Annotated in this window: 14 protein-coding genes; 10 read left to right on the top strand and 4 right to left on the bottom strand. The window is 64.6% G+C overall.

What is annotated here, in order from left to right:
- Positions 1–16: 16 nt before the first annotated feature.
- The 6 genes from IG197_RS24145 (at position 17) to IG197_RS24120 (ending at position 9324) form a co-directional block, all read left to right on the top strand.
- Complete coding sequence (locus IG197_RS24145; RefSeq protein ID WP_192315382.1) at positions 17–3868, top strand: hydantoinase B/oxoprolinase family protein; 3852 nt, start codon at positions 17–19, stop codon at positions 3866–3868.
- Between the two features lie 84 nt (positions 3869–3952).
- Positions 3953–5524, top strand: coding sequence for an ABC transporter substrate-binding protein (locus tag IG197_RS24140; protein WP_192315381.1), 1572 nt, complete (start codon positions 3953–3955; stop codon positions 5522–5524).
- 57 nt (positions 5525–5581) lie between these two features.
- Positions 5582–6589 (top strand): ABC transporter permease, encoded by a 1008-nt coding sequence (locus IG197_RS24135; protein ID WP_192315379.1) that lies wholly within the window; start codon positions 5582–5584, stop codon positions 6587–6589.
- A complete protein-coding gene (locus IG197_RS24130) occupies positions 6586–7482 on the top strand; it encodes an ABC transporter permease (protein WP_192315377.1) in 897 nt (298 codons plus the stop codon). Before IG197_RS24135 ends, IG197_RS24130 begins: the two co-directional genes overlap by 4 nt.
- Entirely contained in the window at positions 7482–8519 is a 1038-nt protein-coding gene (locus IG197_RS24125; RefSeq protein WP_192315375.1) for an ABC transporter ATP-binding protein, read from the top strand. The genes IG197_RS24130 and IG197_RS24125 overlap by 1 nt, the downstream gene beginning before the upstream one ends.
- Positions 8512–9324, top strand: coding sequence for an ATP-binding cassette domain-containing protein (locus IG197_RS24120; RefSeq protein ID WP_067960040.1), 813 nt, complete (start codon positions 8512–8514; stop codon positions 9322–9324). The genes IG197_RS24125 and IG197_RS24120 overlap by 8 nt, the downstream gene beginning before the upstream one ends.
- Positions 9325–9456: 132 nt before the next feature.
- Here IG197_RS24120 and IG197_RS24115 read toward each other — a convergent pair whose 3' ends face one another.
- The 4 genes from IG197_RS24115 to IG197_RS24100 form a co-directional block, all read right to left on the bottom strand.
- The gene (locus IG197_RS24115) at positions 9457–10416 is read right to left on the bottom strand and encodes a GlxA family transcriptional regulator (RefSeq protein ID WP_192315373.1); all 960 of its coding nucleotides are present in this window, start codon (positions 10414–10416) and stop codon (positions 9457–9459) included.
- Positions 10417–10447: 31 nt separating this feature from the next.
- Entirely contained in the window at positions 10448–11614 is a 1167-nt protein-coding gene (locus IG197_RS24110; protein ID WP_192315371.1) for an MFS transporter, read from the bottom strand.
- A 208-nt stretch (positions 11615–11822) separates the two neighbouring features.
- Entirely contained in the window at positions 11823–12221 is a 399-nt protein-coding gene (locus tag IG197_RS24105) for a hypothetical protein (RefSeq protein WP_192315369.1), read from the bottom strand.
- A 54-nt stretch (positions 12222–12275) separates the two neighbouring features.
- The gene (locus IG197_RS24100; RefSeq protein ID WP_192315367.1) at positions 12276–13403 is read right to left on the bottom strand and encodes a DUF930 domain-containing protein; all 1128 of its coding nucleotides are present in this window, start codon (positions 13401–13403) and stop codon (positions 12276–12278) included.
- A 293-nt stretch (positions 13404–13696) separates the two neighbouring features.
- Between IG197_RS24100 and IG197_RS24095 the strand changes: the two genes are divergently transcribed.
- The 4 genes from IG197_RS24095 (at position 13697) to IG197_RS24080 (ending at position 20709) form a co-directional block, all read left to right on the top strand.
- Positions 13697–14563: a nucleoside hydrolase gene (locus IG197_RS24095; protein WP_246765233.1), complete on the top strand. Its 867-nt coding sequence runs from the start codon at positions 13697–13699 to the stop codon at positions 14561–14563.
- Between the two features lie 262 nt (positions 14564–14825).
- Complete coding sequence (locus IG197_RS24090) at positions 14826–15965, top strand: efflux RND transporter periplasmic adaptor subunit (RefSeq protein ID WP_246765232.1); 1140 nt, start codon at positions 14826–14828, stop codon at positions 15963–15965.
- Positions 15962–17605: an FAD-dependent monooxygenase gene (locus tag IG197_RS24085; protein WP_192315366.1), complete on the top strand. Its 1644-nt coding sequence runs from the start codon at positions 15962–15964 to the stop codon at positions 17603–17605. Before IG197_RS24090 ends, IG197_RS24085 begins: the two co-directional genes overlap by 4 nt.
- Positions 17602–20709 (top strand): efflux RND transporter permease subunit, encoded by a 3108-nt coding sequence (locus IG197_RS24080; protein WP_192315364.1) that lies wholly within the window; start codon positions 17602–17604, stop codon positions 20707–20709. Before IG197_RS24085 ends, IG197_RS24080 begins: the two co-directional genes overlap by 4 nt.
- Positions 20710–20745: the final 36 nt, after the last annotated feature.

Genomic DNA, 20745 nt, shown 5'->3' with positions numbered 1-20745 from the left:
GAAAAGGACATCAGTAATGAGTGATCTGCCCAACCGCTGGCGCGTGGGGTTCGACATTGGTGGAACCTTCACCGACTTCGTGCTCTATGACAGCCAGAACCATTCCGTCACGCTGCACAAGCGCCTGACCACGCCACACGATCCGTCCCAGGCGGCTCTGCTCGGCCTGCAGGAACTGCTGGATCTCAAGAGCATCAAGCATAGCGACGTCGGCGAGATCGTCCATGGCACGACGCTGGTCACCAACGCCGTCATCGAACGCAAGGGCGCGCCGGTCGGTCTCATCACGACGCGCGGCTTCCGCGACCTGCTCGAAATGGGCACCGAGCAGCGCTACGACATCTATGACCTGTTCGTCTCCTTCCCCGATCCAATGGTCAGCCGCGACCTGCGCCTCGAGGTCGACGAGCGCATGAATGCCTCGGGCGAGGTGGAGACCGCGCTCGACGAAGCCCAGGTCCTGCAGGCGGCCAAGGCGCTCGTCGCGCAGGGCTGCGAGGCGGTCGCCATCGCCTTCATGCACTCTTATGCCAATTCGGTGCATGAGCGCCGCGCCGCCAACATCATCCGCGCCGCCTTCCCCGAGCTGTCGGTCTCGATCTCGAGCGAAGTCGTCGCCGAAATGGGCGAGTACCAGCGCATTGTCACCACCTGCGCCAACGCCTTCGTGCAGCCCTTGATGCACCGCTATCTGACCAAGCTCGAGAAATCGCTGCGCGGTGCTGGCTTTGCCGGCGCGCTCAGGCTGATGCATTCGGCCGGCGGCCTGATGTCTCTGGAAACCGCACGCGACTTCCCGATCCGGCTGCTCGAAAGCGGCCCGGCCGGTGGCGGTCTCGCTACCGCCCTGTTTGGCAAGGCTGCCGGCCTGTCCGACGTCATTTCCTTCGACATGGGCGGCACCACCGCCAAGGCCTGCATGATCGAAGACGGCCGCGCCGAAATTTCGCCGATGATGGAAGCCGCGCGCGTCCACCGCTTCGTCAAGGGTTCCGGCCTGCCGATCAAGGCCCCCGTCATCGAGATGATCGAGATCGGCGCCGGCGGCGGTTCGATCGCCGCCATCGACGACGTCGGCCTGCTGAAGGTCGGCCCGCATTCCGCCAGCTCCGATCCGGGCCCGGCCTGCTACGGCATGGGCGGCAAGCAGCCGACGGTCACCGACGCCAACCTCACGCTCGGCTATTACGACCCCAACTTCTTCCTCGGCGGTCGCATGAAGCTCGACCTCGAGGCCGCACGTGCAGCGATTGCGCGGGTGGCTGAACCGTTGAACCTGACCATCGAAGAAGCCGCGCTTGGCATCCACAAGGTGGTGGTCGAAAGCATGGCCTCGGCTGCCCGCGTACACCTTGTCGAACGCGGCAAGGATCCGCGCGAATACTCCATGGTCGGCTTCGGCGGCGCCGGTCCGGCCCATGCGGTCGACGTGGCACGTGCCATGGGCATCAGCTCCGTGCTGATCCCACCGGCATCAGGTGCGGCATCTGCCCTCGGCTTCCTTGCAGCCCCACTGTCCTTCGAGGGGGTGCGGTCGCTGCGTGTCGAGCTGAAGACTGGCTTTGACACGGACGCCGTCAATGGCGTGCTGACCGCCCTCGAAGACGAGGGACGGCACCAGCTGACCCGCTCCGGCATCGCGGCAGGCGACATTGTTGTCGAGCGCAGCGCCGACATGCGCCTCGTCGGCCAGATGCACGACATCAGCGTGGCGCTGCCCACGACGACTCTTGGCGAAGCCGATCTGCCAGCCATTCGCGAAGCCTTCGTCCGCGCCTACTCGGCCCGCTACGCCGAGCCTTTCGAGGGCGCGCGTTTCGAATCCGTCAACTTCCGCGTCCGCGTCGCCGGCCCGACGCCGCAGTTGTCGCTCACCGGCGCCACCGGCGGCGGCGATACTGCAGCTCGGATCAAGGGCCATCGCGTCTGCTGGTTCGACGAAGGCAAGTTCGAGACGGCCGTCTACGATCGCTACGCGCTGCGCAGCGGCGACACCATTGCGGGTCCGGCAATCATCGAAGAGCGTGAATCCACAACCGTTGTCGGCCCATCCGACAGCGTCACGATCGACGCCGGCCAGAACCTCTGCGTCCAGGTCGGCGCGCTCAAGGCCGCCGATGCGTTCGTCACCGACGACATGACCCGCGCCGAGGCTGTCGCCCGCATCAAGGGCGATCCGATCGGCCTCGAGATCATGTGGTCGCGTCTCGTCAACGTCGTTGAGGAGATGTGGCTTACCGTCTGCCGCACCGCCTTCTCGCTCGTCATCGCCGAGGCGCAGGATTTTGCCTGCGAGCTGCTCGACAAGGACGGCGAGACGCTGGCCCACAGCCCGCGCGCCATGCCGGTGTTCAACCTGACGCTGCCGCGCGCGGTCAAGGCCCTGCTGGAGCGCTATCCGGCCGAGACGCTGAAGCCCGGCGACGTGCTGATCACCAACGATCCGTGGCTCTGCGCCGGTCACCTGTTCGACATCGCCATCGTCACGCCGGCCTTCCGCAATGGCAAGCTCGTCGGCCTGATGGGCACAGTCGGCCACGTCTCCGACATCGGCGGCACCAAGGACTCGCTGCATGCCCGCGAGATCTATGAAGAAGGCCTGCAGATCCCCCCGATGAAGATCTTCGAGGAGGGACGGCCCAACGAGACCCTGATCCAGCTCATCCGCCAGAACGTCCGCAACGGCGAACAGGTGCTGGGCGACATCTTCTCCTTCGTCGCAGCCAACAAGCTCGGCGCGGAACGTCTCGATGCCTTCATGCATGACTATGGCATGCATGACCTCGGCGCCCTCGCCGAAGTGGTGCAGGGCCTGTCGGAAAAGGCGATGCGCGACGCAATCCGCGCACTGCCCGATGGCGAGTACCGCTCGGTCATCACCAACAATCCGCTCGGCGAGACCATCACTTACCCCGTCCTGGTCAAGGTCGAAGGCGACAGCATCACTGTCGATTTCGACGGCGCCCCGCCGCAGTTGCCACAGGGTGGTCTCAACTCGACGCTGAACTATACCGCAGCCCATGCGACCTACCCGCTGAAGTGCATGCTGACGCCTGCGGTGCGCGGCAATGCCGGTTGCTATCGCCCGTTCACGGTGACAGCACCAGAAGGTTCGATCCTGAATCCGACATATCCGGCGGCGGTGAACCTGCGCACCCGCACCGGCTGGTATCTCGCGCCGAACATCTTCGCGGCCCTGTCGTCGGCCTCACCCGAAATGGTCCAATCCTTCACCGGGCTTGCGGTTGCGGCGAACGTCTACGGCCAGACCAAGGACGGGCAGTTCTATTCGGACATGCTCTTCTGCGGCGGCGGCCAGGGCGGCTCCGAGCGCGGCGACGGCCACTCCTCGCTGTTGTGGCCGACCTCGGCTGCCAACACCTCCATCGAGTTGATGGAAAGCCGCGTTCCAGTGCTGGTGCTGGAGAAGGCATTCCGCGCCGACAGCGGCGGTGCCGGCAAGATGCGCGGCGGCCTCGGCCAGGTCGTTCGCTTCCGCAAGCGCGAAGAGGACGGACTGGAGATGCTCGTCTCCGTCTACCCAGAAGGTGTCGACAACCCGATCGACGGCCTGTTCGGCGGCCAGGCCGGCGGTGGTGCCCGCGGCCGGGTGCTCTCCACCGACGGCCGCGTGCTGCGCGACTGCGGCACCGGCGAGTTGGTGTCGCTGCATCGGACCGACCAGGTGGTCGAGCTCGTGCTCGCCGGCGGCTCCGGCTACGGCAACTCCGCCGAGCGTTCCCCGGCAGCGATCTCCCGCGACCTCGCGCTTGGCTTCGTCACGCCCGACCACGTCGCGCTCAACTACCGCCACGAACCGGGAACGTCCGGCACCGTGGCACCGCAGGAAAATGTGGCCTGGGCCTGACTGCCCCATCGAGATCCGGCGGCGCCCGGCCAACTGGCGCCGCCCATTTGCAATGACGACCAGACATTCGACAGGAGCAATGCAATGACCTCTGACCAGTTCAACATCTCGCGGCGCGGCCTTCTGGCCCTCGCCGGCGTCGGCCTCGCCACCACGGTGTTCCCGCGTCAGCTCTTCGCCCAGTCGGGCGGCGTCCTGATCATCGCCGCCGGCCAGGACATCCCCAATTTCGACCCGCACACCGCGACCGGCTATTCCGCCTCGTTCTTCATGCGCAACGTCTATGACCCGCTGGTGCGCATCTCGGGCAACCCGCCGGTGCCCGCCCCCGGCATCGCCGAGAGCTGGACGGTCAGCCCCGACGGCACGGAATTCACCTTCGTCCTGAACAAGGCCGCCAAGTTCCACTCCGGCAATGCCGTTACGGCAGACGACGTCGTCTACTCCTTCGCCCGTGCGCTGAAGCTCGCCAAGGGCAACTCCTGGATGATTCGTGATATCGTCACCGCCGAGGGCGTGACGGCCGTCGACGCCGGCACGGTCAAGTTCAAGCTCACCGCCCCCTTCGCGCCGTTCCTGCAGGTTCTGCCCTGGATCTTCATCGTCGAGAAGGCGGTGGTCGAAGCCAATCTCGGCAGTGATTCAGGCGAAACCTATCTTATGACCAATACTGCCGGCTCCGGCCCATTCTCGGTTGCCCGCTTCGAGGTCGGCACACTCTATCAACTGGCCCGCGCGCCTGAGGCCTGGCAGGCCAGCGGCGGCAACCTCGAAGGCGTGATCTGGCAGATCGTCCGCGAAACCGCCACCCAGCGCCTGATGATCCAGCGCGGCGAAGCCCACATCGCCACCGACCTCACCAGCGAGGATATGGACGCGCTGAAGGACGCCTCGGGCGTCGTCAGCGTCATCGAGCCGGAATACCGCACCTTCTCGATCAAGATGAACACCCAGCACGGCCCCTGCGCCGACATCAACCTGCGCAAGGCGATCTCCTACGCCACCAACTACCAGGCGATCCTCGACGCCGCGGGTTATGCCGACCTGATGAAAGGCCCGCTGCCGATGGGCATCCTCGGCTTCGACGCCAACCTTGCCGCCTATGGCACCGACATGGCCAAGGCCAAGGAGTTCATGGCCAAGTCGGCCAAGCCGGAAGGCGGCTTCAAGCTCAAGATGTACCACGTCTCGGGTCTCGAGCAGCAGCGCCGCTGGGCGCTGATCATGCTCGACAGCCTCAAGCAGCTGAACATCGACCTCGAGATCGTGCCGATGAACTGGCCCGACATGGTCACCGCCTGCAAGTCGCCGGAAACCTTCCCCGACCTGTTCCCGGTCTACCAGACGGCAAACTACGGCGACCCCGACAACATCGCCTATGCGGCCTACCACTCGTCGCGCAACGGCGCATGGCAGAACGCGGTGTACAAGAACGCCGAAGTCGACGCTCTCATCGAGGCCGGCCGCAAGGAAATCGACCAGGCAAAGCGCGTCGCGATCTATGGCGAATTCCAGAAGAAGGTCGTCGAGGACGCCCCCGACGTCTTCGGCGTGCTGGAGCGCCGCAAGCTCGCCATGCGCGACACCGTGAAGGACTATCACTTCACCCCGGTCGCCTCCAATGCCATCGAGGCCTGGGGCCTGTCGCTCGGCTAAGTCGAACATTTGGCGGGCCTTCGGGCCCGCCAAAGCTCCAACCAAAGGACATCGGCAATGCTGCATTTCATCCTGCGGCGGCTTCTGCTGCTCATTCCGGTCATCGTCGGACTGACGATCATCATGTTCGCCATCGCTCGCCTCCTCCCGGGCGATCCGGTGGCACTCGCCGCAGGTCCGAACGCAACGCAGGCCGAAATCGCAGCGCTTGCCGTGGAGTATGGCCTGGATAAGCCGGTCTGGGTGCAGTACGGCAGCTATGTCTCCGGCCTGATGCATGGCGACCTCGGCACCTCGCTGCTGACGCGCCGACCCGTCGCTGCCGATATCAAGGCCTACCTGCCCGCGACCCTCGAACTCGTTTTCGCAGCGATGTTCATCGCGGTTGCCGTTGGCATCCCGCTCGGCCTCATCACCGCCGTCTGGCGCAATCGCTGGCCCGACTACCTGGCCCAGGTCGGCGCCATCGGCGCGATCTCGATGCCGCGCTTCTTCCTCGGCTTGCTTCTGCAGCTTTGCTTTGCCATGTGGCTGATGTGGCTGCCGCTCGGCGGCCGCCTGCCGATCGTCGTCATCCCGCCGCGCTTCGTCACCGGCTTCCTGACCATCGATTCCCTGATCGCCGGCAACTGGAACGCCTTCTTCATGTCGCTGCGCCACCTGGCGCTTCCGGCCATCGCCATGTCGCTGTCTCCGCTCGCCACCATCATGCGCATGATGCGGGCCTCGACGATCGAGGTGATGCAGCAGGATTACGTGATGACCGCACGCGCGCTCGGCCTGCCGCAGCGCAAGATCATCACCAAATACGTCGCGCGCAACGCCGTCTCGGCGACGCTGACCGTGATCGGCCTCTATTTTGGCTGGCTGCTCGGCGGCACCGTGCTGGTTGAAACGGTCTTCGACTGGCCCGGTCTCGGCCTCTACGCCACCAAGGCCATCGTCTCGCAGGACATGATGCCGGTGATCGGTGTCGCCCTGGTGATCGGCCTGCTCTTCGTATTCGCCAATCTCGTCATCGACCTGCTCTACGGCGTCATCAACCCCAAGGTCCGCTACTCATGAGCACCACCGAACACAACATTGCGGACGATTTCACCACGCCGCGCCGCGACAGGCTGCGCCGCGCCTTCTTCCGCTTTTCACAGAGCAAGCTGTCGATGCTCGGCGCCGTCATGGTCGCGGCGGTGATCTTCTTCACCGTCTTTGGCACCGTGCTCGCCCCCTATCCCGAACATGTCGCCGGCGGCGTCGACACCGCTTCGCGCTTCATGCCGCCATCGGTCGCCCATCCCTTCGGCACCAATGAACTCGGCCAGGACGTGCTGTCGCTGGTCATGGCCGGCACCACCGTGTCGGTGCTCGCCGGCTTCGGCGTCGTCCTCATCGGCTCGGTGATCGGCACGCTGGTCGGTGCGGTCGCCGGCTTTGCCCGCGGCTGGATCGACGAGGTGCTGATGCGGCTGACCGACCTCACCTTGACCATTCCCGGCCTGATCCTCGCCATGGCGATCGCCGCAGCCCTCGGCTCGGGTTTCGGCAACATGGTCATCGCCATTGCCCTGTCATGGTGGCCTGGCTATGCGAGGCTGGTGCGCGGCGAGGTGCTCGCCGCGCGCGAGGAAGTCTATGTCACCGCCGCCCGCGCCCTCGGCGCAACACCCAAGCGCATCCTGTTCCGCCACATCCTGCCCAACGTCGTCTCGCCGATCATCGTCAAGATGTCGCTCGACATGGGTTTCGCCATCCTGACCGTCGCCGGCCTTGGCTTCATCGGCATCGGCGTCCGTCCGCCGACGCCCGAATGGGGCACGCTGCTGTCCGTCTCGCGCTCCTATATGCCCGATTACTGGTGGACGGCGATGGCGCCCGGCATGGCGATGTTCCTCGCCGTATTCGGCTTCAACCTGCTCGGCGATGGCCTGCGCGACGTCCTCGATCCGAAGGCGAGGCGCTGATGACCCAACCTCTCCTTTCGATCCGTGACCTGCACCTCCGGATGTCCAGTTTCGACGGCCGGGCGCATGTGCTGAACGGCATCAACCTCACCGTGAACCGGGGCGAGATCTGGGGTCTCGTCGGCGAGAGCGGCTGCGGCAAGTCGCTCACCGGCCTGTCGGTGTCACGTCTGCAGCCGACGCCGCCGGCACATTACACTGCTGGTGAGATCCTGCTCGAAGGCCAGGACCTGCTCAAGCTCAGCCAGACAGAGATGCAGCGTCTGCGCGGCAAGCGCATCGGCATGATCTTCCAGGATCCGACGACCAATCTCAATCCAGCCTTCCGCATCGGCGAGCAGCTCGTCGACGTGGCGCTGGCCGCCGCCGACCGCGATCCTGATGTCATCGGCTGTTCGCCCGATGCCGGCCGGCGCGAACGCCGCCAGGCCGCGCGCAAGCTGGCCGGCGAGATGCTCACCCGCGTCGGCATCCCCAACGCATTGGCTCGGCTCGACGACTATCCGCACCAGTTCTCCGGCGGCATGCGCCAGCGCGTTCTGATCGCCATGGCCCTGATCGGCCGCCCCGACCTTCTGATCGCCGACGAGCCGACGACGGCGCTTGACGTCTCGGTCCAGGCGCAGATCCTCAGGCTGATCAAGAACAGCGTCAACGACTTCGACATGGGCGTCGTGCTCATCACCCACAATCTCGGCGTCGTCGCCCAGACCTGCAGCCATGTCGCTGTCATGTATGCCGGAAACATCGTCGAAAGCGGGCCGGTCGCAGCAGTCATCGGCAACCCGGTCCATCCCTACACACGCGCCCTGATGTCGGCGATCCCGACCCGTGAAACCAAGCGCGGCGAGCTTCGCGGCCTTGCAGGTTCGGTACCGAACCTGATCACGCCGCCGCCGGGCTGCCGCTTCGCGCCGCGTTGCCAGTTTGCCCAACCCGCCTGCACGGCGGCCATGCCGCCCCTGGTGTCGGTGGGCGACAGCCATGCCGCCGCCTGCATCCGCGTCAACGAAATGGAGGCGCTCGTCGATGACTGAGATCATGCTTGAGATCGACAACGTCTCGAAGATCTACCCGGGACGGCGCGGCATATTCGGCACCTCAGCCGAGGTCCATGCGCTGAAAAACGTCTCGCTCAGCGTGCGCAAGGGCGAGAGCTTTGGCCTTGTCGGCGAAAGCGGCTCGGGCAAGACGACGCTGACCCGTTCGATCCTGCATCTGGAAACGCCGACATCGGGCAGCATCCGCGTGCAGGGCCAGGACCTGGGCAAACTCTCCGACGCCGAACTGCGTCGCCTGCGCTCGCGCGTCCAGATCGTCTTCCAGGATCCTTACGCCTCGCTCAACCCGCGCATGTCGGTCTACGACATCGTCACGGAACCACTTGTCATCCACCACGAGACGCTCGGCCTGACCAACAGGCAGCGCAGCGACCGCGCCGCAGAACTGCTTTCGCTCGTCGGCATGGGCCCGCAGCACCTGCACCGCTATCCGCACGAATTCTCCGGCGGCCAGCGCCAGCGCATCTGCATCGCACGCGCCCTCGCCTCGGGTCCTGAACTGCTGCTGCTCGACGAGCCGACGTCGGCGCTCGACGTCTCGGTTCAGGCGCAGGTTCTCAACCTGCTGTGCGAGCTGCAGGACCGCCTCGGCCTGACCTATTTCTTCATCAGCCACGATCTCGCCGTCGTGCGTTATCTCTGCGACCGGGTGGCGCTGATCAACCGTGGCGAGCTCGTCGAACAGGGCGACTGCGCCGAGATTTTCGACGCCCCGAAAAGCGAGTACGCCCGCATGCTGATCGGCGCTATGCCGGAGGTGAAGGTGCCGGAGACTGCCTGAGTGATCACGGAATATCCGCAGTTCGAAAGAAATGCCGACGGTTCGGCCTGACCACGTTCCCGGCCAATACACGCCAGCGGTGGCCCGTGGGCTCCAATAGGCACCCAATCGAAAAATACCATTGTTACAGCTTCACAGCGCCGGCGATCGACGGGAGACTTCCGTCGGCGACAGGCCGGTCATCTTACGGAACACCCGGCTGAAGTGCCCGGCATTGGCGAAGCCGGACTGGAACGCCACCTCGCCGACCGGATTCTTGCCGGAGCTCAACAGGCGGGTGGCCAGGCTGATGCGCAGCTTCAGATAGGCGCGCGCGGGGCTGGTTCCGAGCTGACTGGCGAAATCGCGGTCGAGCTGCCGGGTGGACACGCCGACCGACCGGGCTACGTCGACGATCGCAAGCGGTTCCTGGAGGTTGCTTTCCATCACCAGCAAGGCCCTGCGTACCGAAAGCGTCTTCGCCTCGGGGAAAAGCTCGAGATTGGGCTGCACGGCATCGGCATCCCTGACCCTGTCGAGCAGCAAGATGCGCGACGCCTTGGCGGCCGACTGCTCGCCGATGACCCCTGAGACCAGATGAGCTGCCAGGTCGGCAGCACCCGCCCCGCCCGAACATGTCGCCCTGTTGCCATCGACGATGAAAAGCCGGTCGCAGGAAGCGTCGACGTCGGGGAAACGGGAGCGGAAATCCTCGATGTGGAACCAGCTCACCGAAGCCCTGTGGCCGTCGAGCAAGCCCATCTCGGCAAGTACGAAGCTGCCGGTGCACAGGGCACCAACGGGAACGCCCTTTCTTGCCGCGCCTTCGACGAACCGCTCGGCCGATGCCGGCAGCGAGTTTTTCCGCCCGAGCAGCCCGCCGACCACAAGGATGTTGTCGTAATCCTCAGGCCGGAGGGCCGGTGCGGTCGGCATCAGCTCGATGCCGGAACTCGCCCGGATGGGCAGCCCCAGCTCGCCGATGATCTGCCAGTCGAAGGCCGCACGTCGGCTGCGGTCACCCTCATCCCCGGCCAGCCGGAGCGTGTCGACGAACAACGACAGCGGCGACAGCGTAAAGTCGCGGGCGAGGACGAATGCGAAGCGCTTCATGCCGGCATAGTCGACCGAAAATTCCGACTTTTCAAACTCCGATGGCTGGTCTCCCCTGCTTGCTTCCGGCGCGCCAGGAAGCAATCAGGCTCGCCGCTACGGCAATGGCCGCGAGGATGGCGCCTGTCCACGGCAAGGCCGCTGCGGAACCTCGATCGAGCGCCAGCCCGCCGATCGCGGTGCCAAGAGCCACGCCGACATGCATCGCCGACAGGTTGAGGCTGACGCCGGCTTCCGCGGTCTCAGGCCCCACGCTGATCAGGAAGCTCTGCACCACTGGCGAGATCATCCAGCTGATGCAGGCCCAGACCATCATCAGGCCGAGGAACGCCATCGGCATGGAAGAGACGGCCGGAATGGCAAGCAGGACCGCCAGATAGGCAAGCGGGACGACAAGGATCGCGGCACGCGGCGTGACGACGTCCGTCAGCCAGCCGCCGAGATAGCCGCCGCTGACGCCGGCCACGCCAAAGGCCACGAAGATGGGTACGAGCGTGTCGTCGTCGAAGCCGACCGCATCGACTGCATAAGGTGCGAGATAGGCAAACAGGACGAAGTGACCACCTATCATCAGGATCGACACGAGCTGCCCGGACAAAAGGCGCAGCGACCCGACATGGCGACGATAGCCCGCCATGTCGCGCGGCCCTCTGCTTGAAACAGGCAGCAACAGCTGGCAGAGCGCAAGAATCAACAAGGCCAGCAATGCCAGCGCCACGAACACGCTGCGCCAGCCGAACAGGCTGCTGATCAGCATTCCGGCGGGCACGCCCAGCACCATCGAGCCGCTGATCCCCATGAAGATCAGGCCGATTGCCCGTCCGCGCCTTTCGGGCCCGGCGAGCTCGGTCGCCAGCATGGTGGCCACGAGACAGGCGGTGGCGCTTGCCACTGCCATGGCGATGCGTGCTGCAAACAGCACCGCGATGCCAGGACTCAAGGCTGCAGCCAGATTGCTCAGAACGAACGCCGCCAAGGCGAAAGCGAGGATCGTCTTGCGCTCCATGCGCCTGGCAAGCAGCAGCGCCGCCGGCGCAGCGAGCGCAAAGGTCAACGAAAAGACGGCCGTCAACTGACCGGCCAGGCCAAGCGAAACGCCAAGGCCTAAGGCGACATCGGGAAGAATGCCGATGACGATGTTTTCGGCCGTGCCGGTGGCAAACGTCGCCAGAGCCAGGAGAAAGATGCGAGGGTCCATATTCTGCCTTCCGAGACATGGCCGCACCATATCGGGAAGGAAACAACCGTCCCGACACTGCACGACCTGCTTGTCGGGTTTCGAGGCTGAGCTTCGGTTATCCCTCTAGGCGCTTGATATCACGCAAGCGCGCCAGAGTGGAAGAGTGGCTTCGCGGCTGGTCGCCAAACTCAGCCAGTACTGCGGGAGACGATTTCCAAACGGCTGGTTACGCCTCAAGACTTCTCAGCATTGCCTCCCGTTCATTGTCATCAACTTCCCCATCAATGATGTCACCGATCTCATCGAGTCGCCCGATGATTTCCACGATCAAATCTTCATCGAGTGCATCATACTCGATATCGATCGCGTGCGCTCCGCGTCCGCCACAGCCACCCGCGACGTAACCACGCCGGACAAATGAAGCCCACTGCTGGACATCATCGGCAGTGCAGTGACCGCTGCGCCAAGCGCTCAGTACCTTTGCCAAGGCATGCCGCGAGACGGTTAGTTGAGGTAGCCTGGCAGCCGCATCCAGCAGATCAAGGTGGTTGGTTGCCTGGACCACGGGAATTCCGCTTAGGTCACCCGCCACGATGGCCGCAATCGTCATTGCCAGAGTTTTCATTTCGAATCGCCGTTACTCAAGGGCCAATATCGGGAACCGTTTTTCGGCAAAACCTTAGCCGTTTCCAGGGAGCCCCAGGCGCTTCCACTCGCCGGGCGGGATGGTCGGTCCGACACGGAAGGACAAGGACCGGATCGTCGTCGCCTCGCTGTCGACCTCGCATCGGAAGCTCAGGGCGTGCCACGCATTTCGCGTGCGGAAGGCGGCCTCCGGGACATCGAGCACGTTGCCGCGCCTGAGCGGGACGAGAGGCACGAGGTCGGGCGAATAGGAAGCGTCGACCAGTCGCCGTTGCAGCGCGCTGGCGCAGAGTTGGGCGGCCCGCTTGTCGCGAGGCAAGCCGGCCATCGCCGTCGTGCTCAGTGCAGCACCGGTAGCGCCTTGCGATTGCGGCCTTCGAACCCCCGGCAATCCCGAAAAGGGCTGCGAGGCGGCAGCGTTCGCATTGCCGGAGGCTGGGGCCCTGGCCTTGCCGCTTCCAGGTTTAGGGATCTGCGCAAGACTGGGTTTCGGCGTATTGGCGGGCCTGGGCTCAGGCGTCGTGGCCATGGCGGGCAGCGCGATCTCGCCGTCATTGCCGATGGCGCCCAACGGCGCTGGCGCCGACGCTGCCTGCGTGTCGGCACCCTCCGTCAGTCCCTCCTGCTTGTCTGCTTCCTGCTTGCCATTGTCCTGGTTTGGAGCTGGCTCGCTCTCCGCGTCCTGAACCGCCCCGGAATCCTTTGCAGCCGCCGCCTGCTTTGCGGCGTCATCGGCTGCATCGAGCCGTTCCTCGGAAGGCGCCTTCACAGTCTCGTCCTTTGCCGGCGACGGCGCGGTGTCTTGGACGCTGCCGCTCTCCGGAGACTTGCCGGAACCGGCATCCTTGTCTCCGAACCTGAAGACAGGCTTCAGAACCTCGACTTGCGCCGGCTTGGACGGCGATGTCTCCGGCGCCGGCGACAGCTTCGGCTCCGCAGGCTTTTCGGCTTCGGCCTTCGCGGGAGGCGGAGGAGCCGGTTTCGGCATCGGCTGTGCTGGCGGCGGCACGAGAGTGACGTTTACCGCCTCCTCCTGCTGCTGTTCAGGAAGCCTCGGCTGGCTGTAGGCCAGCATCACCGCGATCAGAAACCCATGCAGAATCAGCGATGCGGGCCAGGCCCACAGCAAATCCCGACGCAGGTTCGTTGCCTCATCCGACATGCTGAGCGCTGTGCAGTGAAATATTGGCGGCATCAAGCATGATTGTCGGCATCGCGCAAATTATCGTGTGGGGTCCGAACAAGAGAATTGGGTCTCGGAGCGAGCGTTCGCAAGTCATTCATTTTGGTCGCGTCATCAGAGCTTGCCTGGATGGGATTGGGTGCTGGCTGGCTGGCACGGGAAAACTTGACGATGCCAGGCGCGGCGGTCTCTAGTCGCGACAGACAGAAAGGCGACCCCATGGAAAAGATCATCCTGACTGCGATCCCGGGCACGATGACGCCATCGCCATCATGCTGGCGGCGGGCAATCCAAACATCGACCTGCTCGGCATCACCACAGTGTCCGGCAACCACAATGTCGAGAACACCACGCGCAACGCGCTGTCGGTGTGCACCGCCTATGGCATCAAGGTTCCGGTCGCCAAGGGATCGCCCGCTCCGATGATCAGCGACCAGATCCTGGCGATCGAGATCCATGGCGAGACCGGGCTCGACGGGCCGGTGCTGCCGCCCGCATCCTTCGAGCTCGACAAGCGTCATGCGGTGGATTTCATCATCGACACCGTGATGGCGCACGAGCCCAAGACGGTCACGCTCGTACCGGTTGGTCCCTATACCAACATCGCGCTCGCCGCGCGCAAGGAGCCGCGCATCGTCGAGCGGGTGAAGCGGGTCGTCGCAATGGGCGGCAGCTATACGCGCGGCAACATCACGCCAGCGGCCGAGTTCAACATCTACGGCGATCCGGAAGCCGCCGATGTCGTGTTCCGTGCCAATTGGGACGTTACCATGGTCGGGCTCGACCTCACCCATCAGGCGCTGGCCACCCCGGAACTCCAGGACCGGGTGCGCGCCGTCGGTGGCCCGATCAGCAAGTTTATCCTCGACATCTGGGAGTTCATCGCGACGACGCATGGTGGCCTGCCGCAGATCGCGCACCCTGCCGTCCATGATGCCTGCTGCGTTGCGGCCATGATCGACCCGTCCGTCTTCACCACCGAGAAAGCCGACATCCGGGTCGAGATCGCCGGCCGCTGGACCAAGTGCATGACTGTCTGCAATTTCGAGAAGATGGACGGCATGCGCCATTTCGGCGGATCGAGGAAACACCGGATCGCCCATATCTGCCGGTCCCTCGGGCGCGCTTGGCTCCAGTAGCCGAACAGCACCCTTACCAGCCGTCCTTCTGATTGCCGGGTCACACTCCGAAGTCCCTGCGACTCTTCTTCGGCCAGTCCTGGCCAGTCGAGAAGCGATGATTCCCCCCAAAACATCGGAAATTTCTCAGAAACCGCTCGGGATTTGCCGAGCTCGCTGATGGCATCTGAAGCCATGCCGGGCTGAAGGCTCGGCGCATCGCGCCGAATGCAGGTCCTGTGTGACCTTCGGCGGCAGAGTTCAGATTGTCATGGAGAAATACATGCATCGGGCATTCTTACGCCTGGCGAGGACGCATAGCCTCGTCGCCCTTTCGTCCGCCATGATCGGCGCGACCTGTCTCGGCTTCATCGCCTGGCAGCAGACTGCCAGCGCCGGGGCGACGGCTGCCCCCAGCCATCCGGAGATAAAGCTGGTGCGCGTGACGACGGTGTCGCCGCGGTCCATCCCTGACGAGCGTCGTGCCATCGGCGAGATACGCCCGCGCCGCGAGAGCGATCTCGGCTTTCGCGTGTCCGGAAAGCTGTCGATGCGTAGCGTTGATGTCGGCGCCACGGTGAAAAAGGGCCAAACACTCGCCCGCATCGAGGATCAGGATTATCGCTACCGGCTGCTCAGCGCGAAGGCCGACAAGGCGGCGGCCGAAGCCGTGCTGGTCGAGGCGCAGGCCTCCGAGCGCCGCATCAAGACTTTGCTCGACAAGGGCTACACCACCCGCGCCGACCATGACGCGACGCTGAAGAATCTGCGCTCGGCCGAGGCCAAGTTGGAGTCGGCGATAATCGCACTGGCGTTGGCCGCCGATCAACTCGCCTACACCGAGCTTCATGCCGAGTTCGACGGCATCGTCACGGCGACCGCCTCGGAAGTCGGCCAGATCGTCAACACCGGTCAGATGATCGTCCGCCTCGCCGATCCCAAGGCGAAGGATGCAGTGTTCTCGATCGCCGAGGCGAACTTCGCCAATGCCGCACAAAGCAACGACATCCCGGTGATTGCCGTGTCCTTGCTCAGCAATCCGGCCCTGACGGCCACAGGCAGGCTGCGCGAGATCGCGCCGGTCGCCGACGCGGCCACCAGGACCTACCAGGTCAAGGTTTCGCTCGCGGACGCGCCCGAGGCGATGCGCTTCGGCGCCAGCGTCGCCGGCAGCATCAAAGCCAGCAGCGCCCCCGTCGTCGTGCTGCCAGCAAGCGCGCTGTTCGACAAGGACGGCAAGCCGTCCGTCTGGGTGATCGGCGCGGGATCGGGAGTCGAACTCAAGCCCATCGTCGTCGCCCGTTATGAGGCCGACCGGGTGATCGTCGCCGCAGGCCTCGCCCAAGGCGACGTCGTCGTCACGGCCGGCGTGAACCGGCTTCGCGAAAACCAGAAAGTCCGTTTCGAAAGAGAAGAAAAATGACCGTCCAAAACACTCAGGTTCTGATCGTCGGCGCAGGTCCGACTGGCCTTACGCTTGGCCTGTGGCTGACCCGTCTCGGCGTCGCCGTGCGCATCATCGACAAGAGCGCCGCTCCCGGCGGGACGTCGCGAGCTCTGGCCGTTCAGGCGCGTACGCTGGAGTTCCATCGCCAGATCGGCATCGTTGACGAGGTGCTGGAAGCCGGCGTCAAGATCGAACAGCTGAGGGTACGCACCCCAGCGGGCGTGGCAACCCGGCTTCCGCTCGCCACTTTTGGCGCTGGCAAGACCGCCTACCCGTTCGCCTTCGCACTGCCGCAGGAGATTCACGAGCGCGTCCTTATCCGCAGTCTCGAGCGCGAGGGCGTCGAGGTCGAGCGTCATACCGAGCTGGTCAGCTTCCAGGACAGCGCCAACGGCGTCACCGCCAAGCTTCGCAAGGGTGGCGTCAGCGAGTTCGTGCGCGCCGATTACCTGACCGGCGCCGATGGTGCCCACAGCGCGGTGCGCCATATGCTGGGTATCGGCTTTCCGGGCGGTGCCTACGACCAGTCATTCTACGTCGCCGACGTCGAGGGTACCGGCGAGGTGACCCGCAACGGCATGGATGCCACCGTCGCGACTTATGGTTTCGCCATTGTCATGCCGGTGCGCCAGTCAGGTTCGTTGCGACTGATCGGTGTCGTGCCGAAAGAGCATGAGGCCAAGACCGATATCACCTTCGACACGATCCGCTCCGAAGTCGAGCGCGACACCGGCATCAAGGTCAATTCGGTGAACTGGTTCTCGACTTACCGTGTGCACCATCGCGTCGCTGACAAGTTCCGTGTTGGGCGGGCGTTTATCCTCGGCGATGCCGGCCATGTCCACAGCCCGGCCGGCGGCCAGGGCATGAACACCGGCATGGGCGACGCGGTGAACCTCGCCTGGAAGTTGGCAGCCGTGCTGCAGGGCCGTGCCGATGAAATGCTGCTTGATACCTACGAGCCGGAGCGCATCGCCTTCGCGCGGCTGCTCGTCGACGGCACCGACCAGGCGTTCAAGATGGCAACCAGCCGTTCGAAGGCCGTCGGTCTGCTCCGCCAGCATCTCATGCCAAAGCTGCTGCGGCTGCTGCTGGCGACCAACACCGGCAAGCGCGCCTTTTTCGGCATGATCTCGCAGACGCGCATCGAGTACCGAAACAGTACAATCAGCAGCGGTGAGGCGGGCAAGATCAAGGCCGGCGACCGGTTGCCCTATGTCGAAAGCAGTGACGGCGACAACTTCGCGCCGCTCGCCTCACTCGACTGGCAGGTGCACGTTCATGGGCGTCCCAGCCTGCAGTTTCAGGCCGAGTTGGCGCGGATCGGCTTTCCGCTGCACATCTTCGACTGGACCACCCATGCCAGGCGGGCGGGCTTCGCCCGCGACGCCGTCTATCTGGTACGGCCGGACGGGCACATTGCCGTCGCGACAGGCCCAGACGGCGTTCGCGTGCTGAACTACATCGCCCAGTTTGGCCTGCATCCGCGTTACGCCGCCGACCATACGAAACCGGATGCCGACGGCCCCTCGAAAGAAATCGTCTTCACCGCCGACCGGATCGAGCTGCTGCGCAACCAGCGGCGCGTCCACACCATCCAGGGAGCAGACCGATGACCTCGTTCAACCTGTCCGAGTGGGCGCTGCGCAACAAGAGCCTGGTCGTCTACCTGATGATCGCGGCGGCGATCGCTGGCCTGTTCTCCTACTGCAGCCTTGGGCGGGAGGAAGACCCGGCCTTCACCATCAAGACCATGGTGATCAAGACCACGTGGCCAGGCGCCACCACCACCCACACGGTCGAGCAGATCACGGACCGCATCGAGAAGAAGCTCGAGGAAATTCCGAACCTCGACCACGTCAAGAGCTACACCAAGCCCGGCGAATCCGTCGTGTTCGTCACCCTCAAGGACACGGTTGCGGCAGACGAGGTGCAGCCGCTCTGGTACCAGGTGCGCAAGAAGATGGACGACATCAAGTCGACCATGCCTTCGGGCGCGCAGGGGCCATTCTACAATGACGAGTTCGGCGACACCTATTCGCTGATCTACGCGCTGACCTCGGATGGCCTCAGCCATCGCGAATTGAAGGATTTGGCCGCCAGCCTGCGCGCTGATTTTCTTGAGGTGCCGGACGTTGCCAAGGTCGAGTTGATCGGCCAGCAGGACGAAAAGATCTACCTCGAATTCTCGACCGATAAAGTCGCCGCCCTCGGCCTCGACGTCGGCTCACTGTCGCAGGTGCTGCAGGCGCAGAATGCGCTCACACCCTCCGGCACTGTGGACGCCGGACCGGAGCGCATCGCCATCCGCGTCTCGGGTGCATTCACCTCGGAGGAAAGCCTCAAGGCCATCAACCTTTACGCCAACGGCCAGTTCTTCCGCCTCGGCGACGTCGCCGAAGTGAAGCGCACCTATGCCGATCCGCCACAGCCGATGTTCCGCTTCAACGGCATGCCGGCAATCGGCATCGCGGTCTCCATGACGAGCGGCGGCGACGCTCTGGCGCTCGGCAAGAACGTCAAGCAAAAGGTGACCGAGCTGTCGTCGGAGCTGCCGGTCGGTGTCGATTTGAGCCTGGTCGCCGACCAGTCTCATGTCGTCGAAGAATCGGTCCGCGAGTTCACCAAGAGCCTCGGCGAGGCCATCGCCATCGTGCTGGCGGTGAGCTTCTTCGGGCTTGGCTGGCGGCCCGGCATCGTCGTGGCGATCGCCATACCGCTCGTACTCGCCATTACCTTCGTTGCCATGGAGTTTTTGGGCATCTCGCTGCAGCGCATCTCGCTGGGCGCACTGATCATAGCGCTCGGCCTGCTGGTCGACGATGCCATGATCGCGGTCGAAATGATGATTTCGAAGATGGAGCAAGGTGCCGACAAGGTCTCGGCCGCCACCTATGCCTACAGCTCGACCGCGTTCCCGATGCTCACAGGAACGCTGGTGACGATTGCCGGCTTCGTGCCGGTCGGTTTCGCCAAAAGCGGCGCCGGCGAATACTGCTTCTCGCTGTTTGCCGTCGTCGGCATCGCGCTGGTCGTGTCCTGGGTGGTGGCGGTCCTGTTCACGCCGCTGACGGGCGTCGCCATCCTGCCGGCGACTATGGCCAGGCAAGCAGAGCACGGCTCTTCACGCCTCGGCCGGACCTTCAAGGCCGTGCTCGACATGGCCATGCGTGCCAAGTGGGTCGTGCTTTCCGCCACAGCCGGCCTGTTTGCGCTGGCCGTCGTCTGCATGAGTTTCGTGCCGCAGGAGTTCTTCCCGAAATCGGATCGGCCTGAGGTCATGGTCGACCTGACCTTGCCGCGTACTGCGTCGATCAAGGCAACCGAGGAACTGGTGGACCGTGTCGAGGAAATCCTCAAGACCGATCCCGGCATCGACCACTGGAGCTTCTACATCGGTCAAGGCGCGATCCGCTTCTACTTGCCGCTCGACACCCAGCTCGCCAACGACTTCTTCGCCCAGGCGGTGGTCGTCACCAAGGGGCACGAGGAGCGGGCACATGTCGTCAAACGGCTGGAGCAGGCTTTCGCCACCGGCATCGACGATGTCATGACCCGCGTCACGCCGCTTGAAATGGGCCCGCCGGTCGGCTGGCCGCTGAAGTTCCGCGTCAGCGGACCGGATCAAGACAAGGTCCGGGCCTATGCGCTCGGTTTCGCCCAGGTGCTGGGCGGCAACGCCAAGGTGCGCAACATCAACTACGACTGGAACGAGCCGGCGAAGGTGATCAAGGTCGAGGTCGACCAGGATCGCGCTCGCGCACTCGGCCTGTCCTCGCAGCAACTCGCCGATTCGATCAACTCGATCCTGTCAGGGTCGATGATCACCCAGATGCGCGACGCAACCTGGCTGGTCGACGTCGTGGCGCGTGCCGTGCCGGAGGAGCGGGCCAACATCGAGACGCTGCGTTCGCTGACGCTCAGTGCCTCGGGCGGTCGCCGCATCCCGCTCGACCATGTGGCGAAGCTGTCCTACGAGATCGAGCCGCCGCTGGTGTGGCGCCGTGGCCGCGTGCCGACTGTCACCGTTCAGGCCGACCTCGCGCCAAACGTCGAGCCGGCGGTCGTGACCATGGAATTGGACGGCGCGCTCTCGGCTTTCAAGGCGGAGTTGCCTGCCGGCTATGACGTCCAGCTTGGCGGCGTCATGGAAGACAGCGCCAAGTCGCAGGCCAGCATCTACGCGGTCTTCCCGCTGATGCTGTTCCTGATGACCACGGTGCTCATGGTTCAGCTCATGAGTTTCCAGCGCCTGGTGCTGGTGTTCATGACAGCACCACTGGCTCTGATTGGCGTCGCCGGAGCACTCTTGCTCTCCGGTCTGCCCATGGGCTTCGTTACGATCCTCGGCGTCCTGTCGCTGACCGGCATGGTGATCCGCAACTCGGTGATTCTGATCACGCAGATCGACCGGCACATCGCCGACGGCGAGGAACCGTGGACAGCAGTGATCAGCGCCACGGAACATCGGCTGCGGCCAATCCTGCTCACCGCCGCAGCGGCCATCCTGGGCATGATCCCGATCGCGCCAACGGTTTTCTGGGGACCGATGGCCTATGCCGTGATGGGCGGACTGGTGGTGGCAACCATGCTGACGCTGGTCTTCCTGCCGACGCTCTACGTCGCCTGGTTCCGCATCAAGGCGCCGGCGAGGCGGGCTGCCGAGCCGATGGCGGATCACGCGACACAATTCGCGGAACCGGCCCCGTCAGCCGCCTGAGAGGCACCTGCCCTGAAGACACTCCCCGCGGCGGCG

Source organism: Aminobacter sp. SR38, assembly GCF_014843375.1.
GTDB lineage: Bacteria > Pseudomonadota > Alphaproteobacteria > Rhizobiales > Rhizobiaceae > Aminobacter > Aminobacter ciceronei.
Note: the sequence above shows the minus strand (reverse complement) of the source record. Positions and strands in the feature narration are given on the sequence as shown.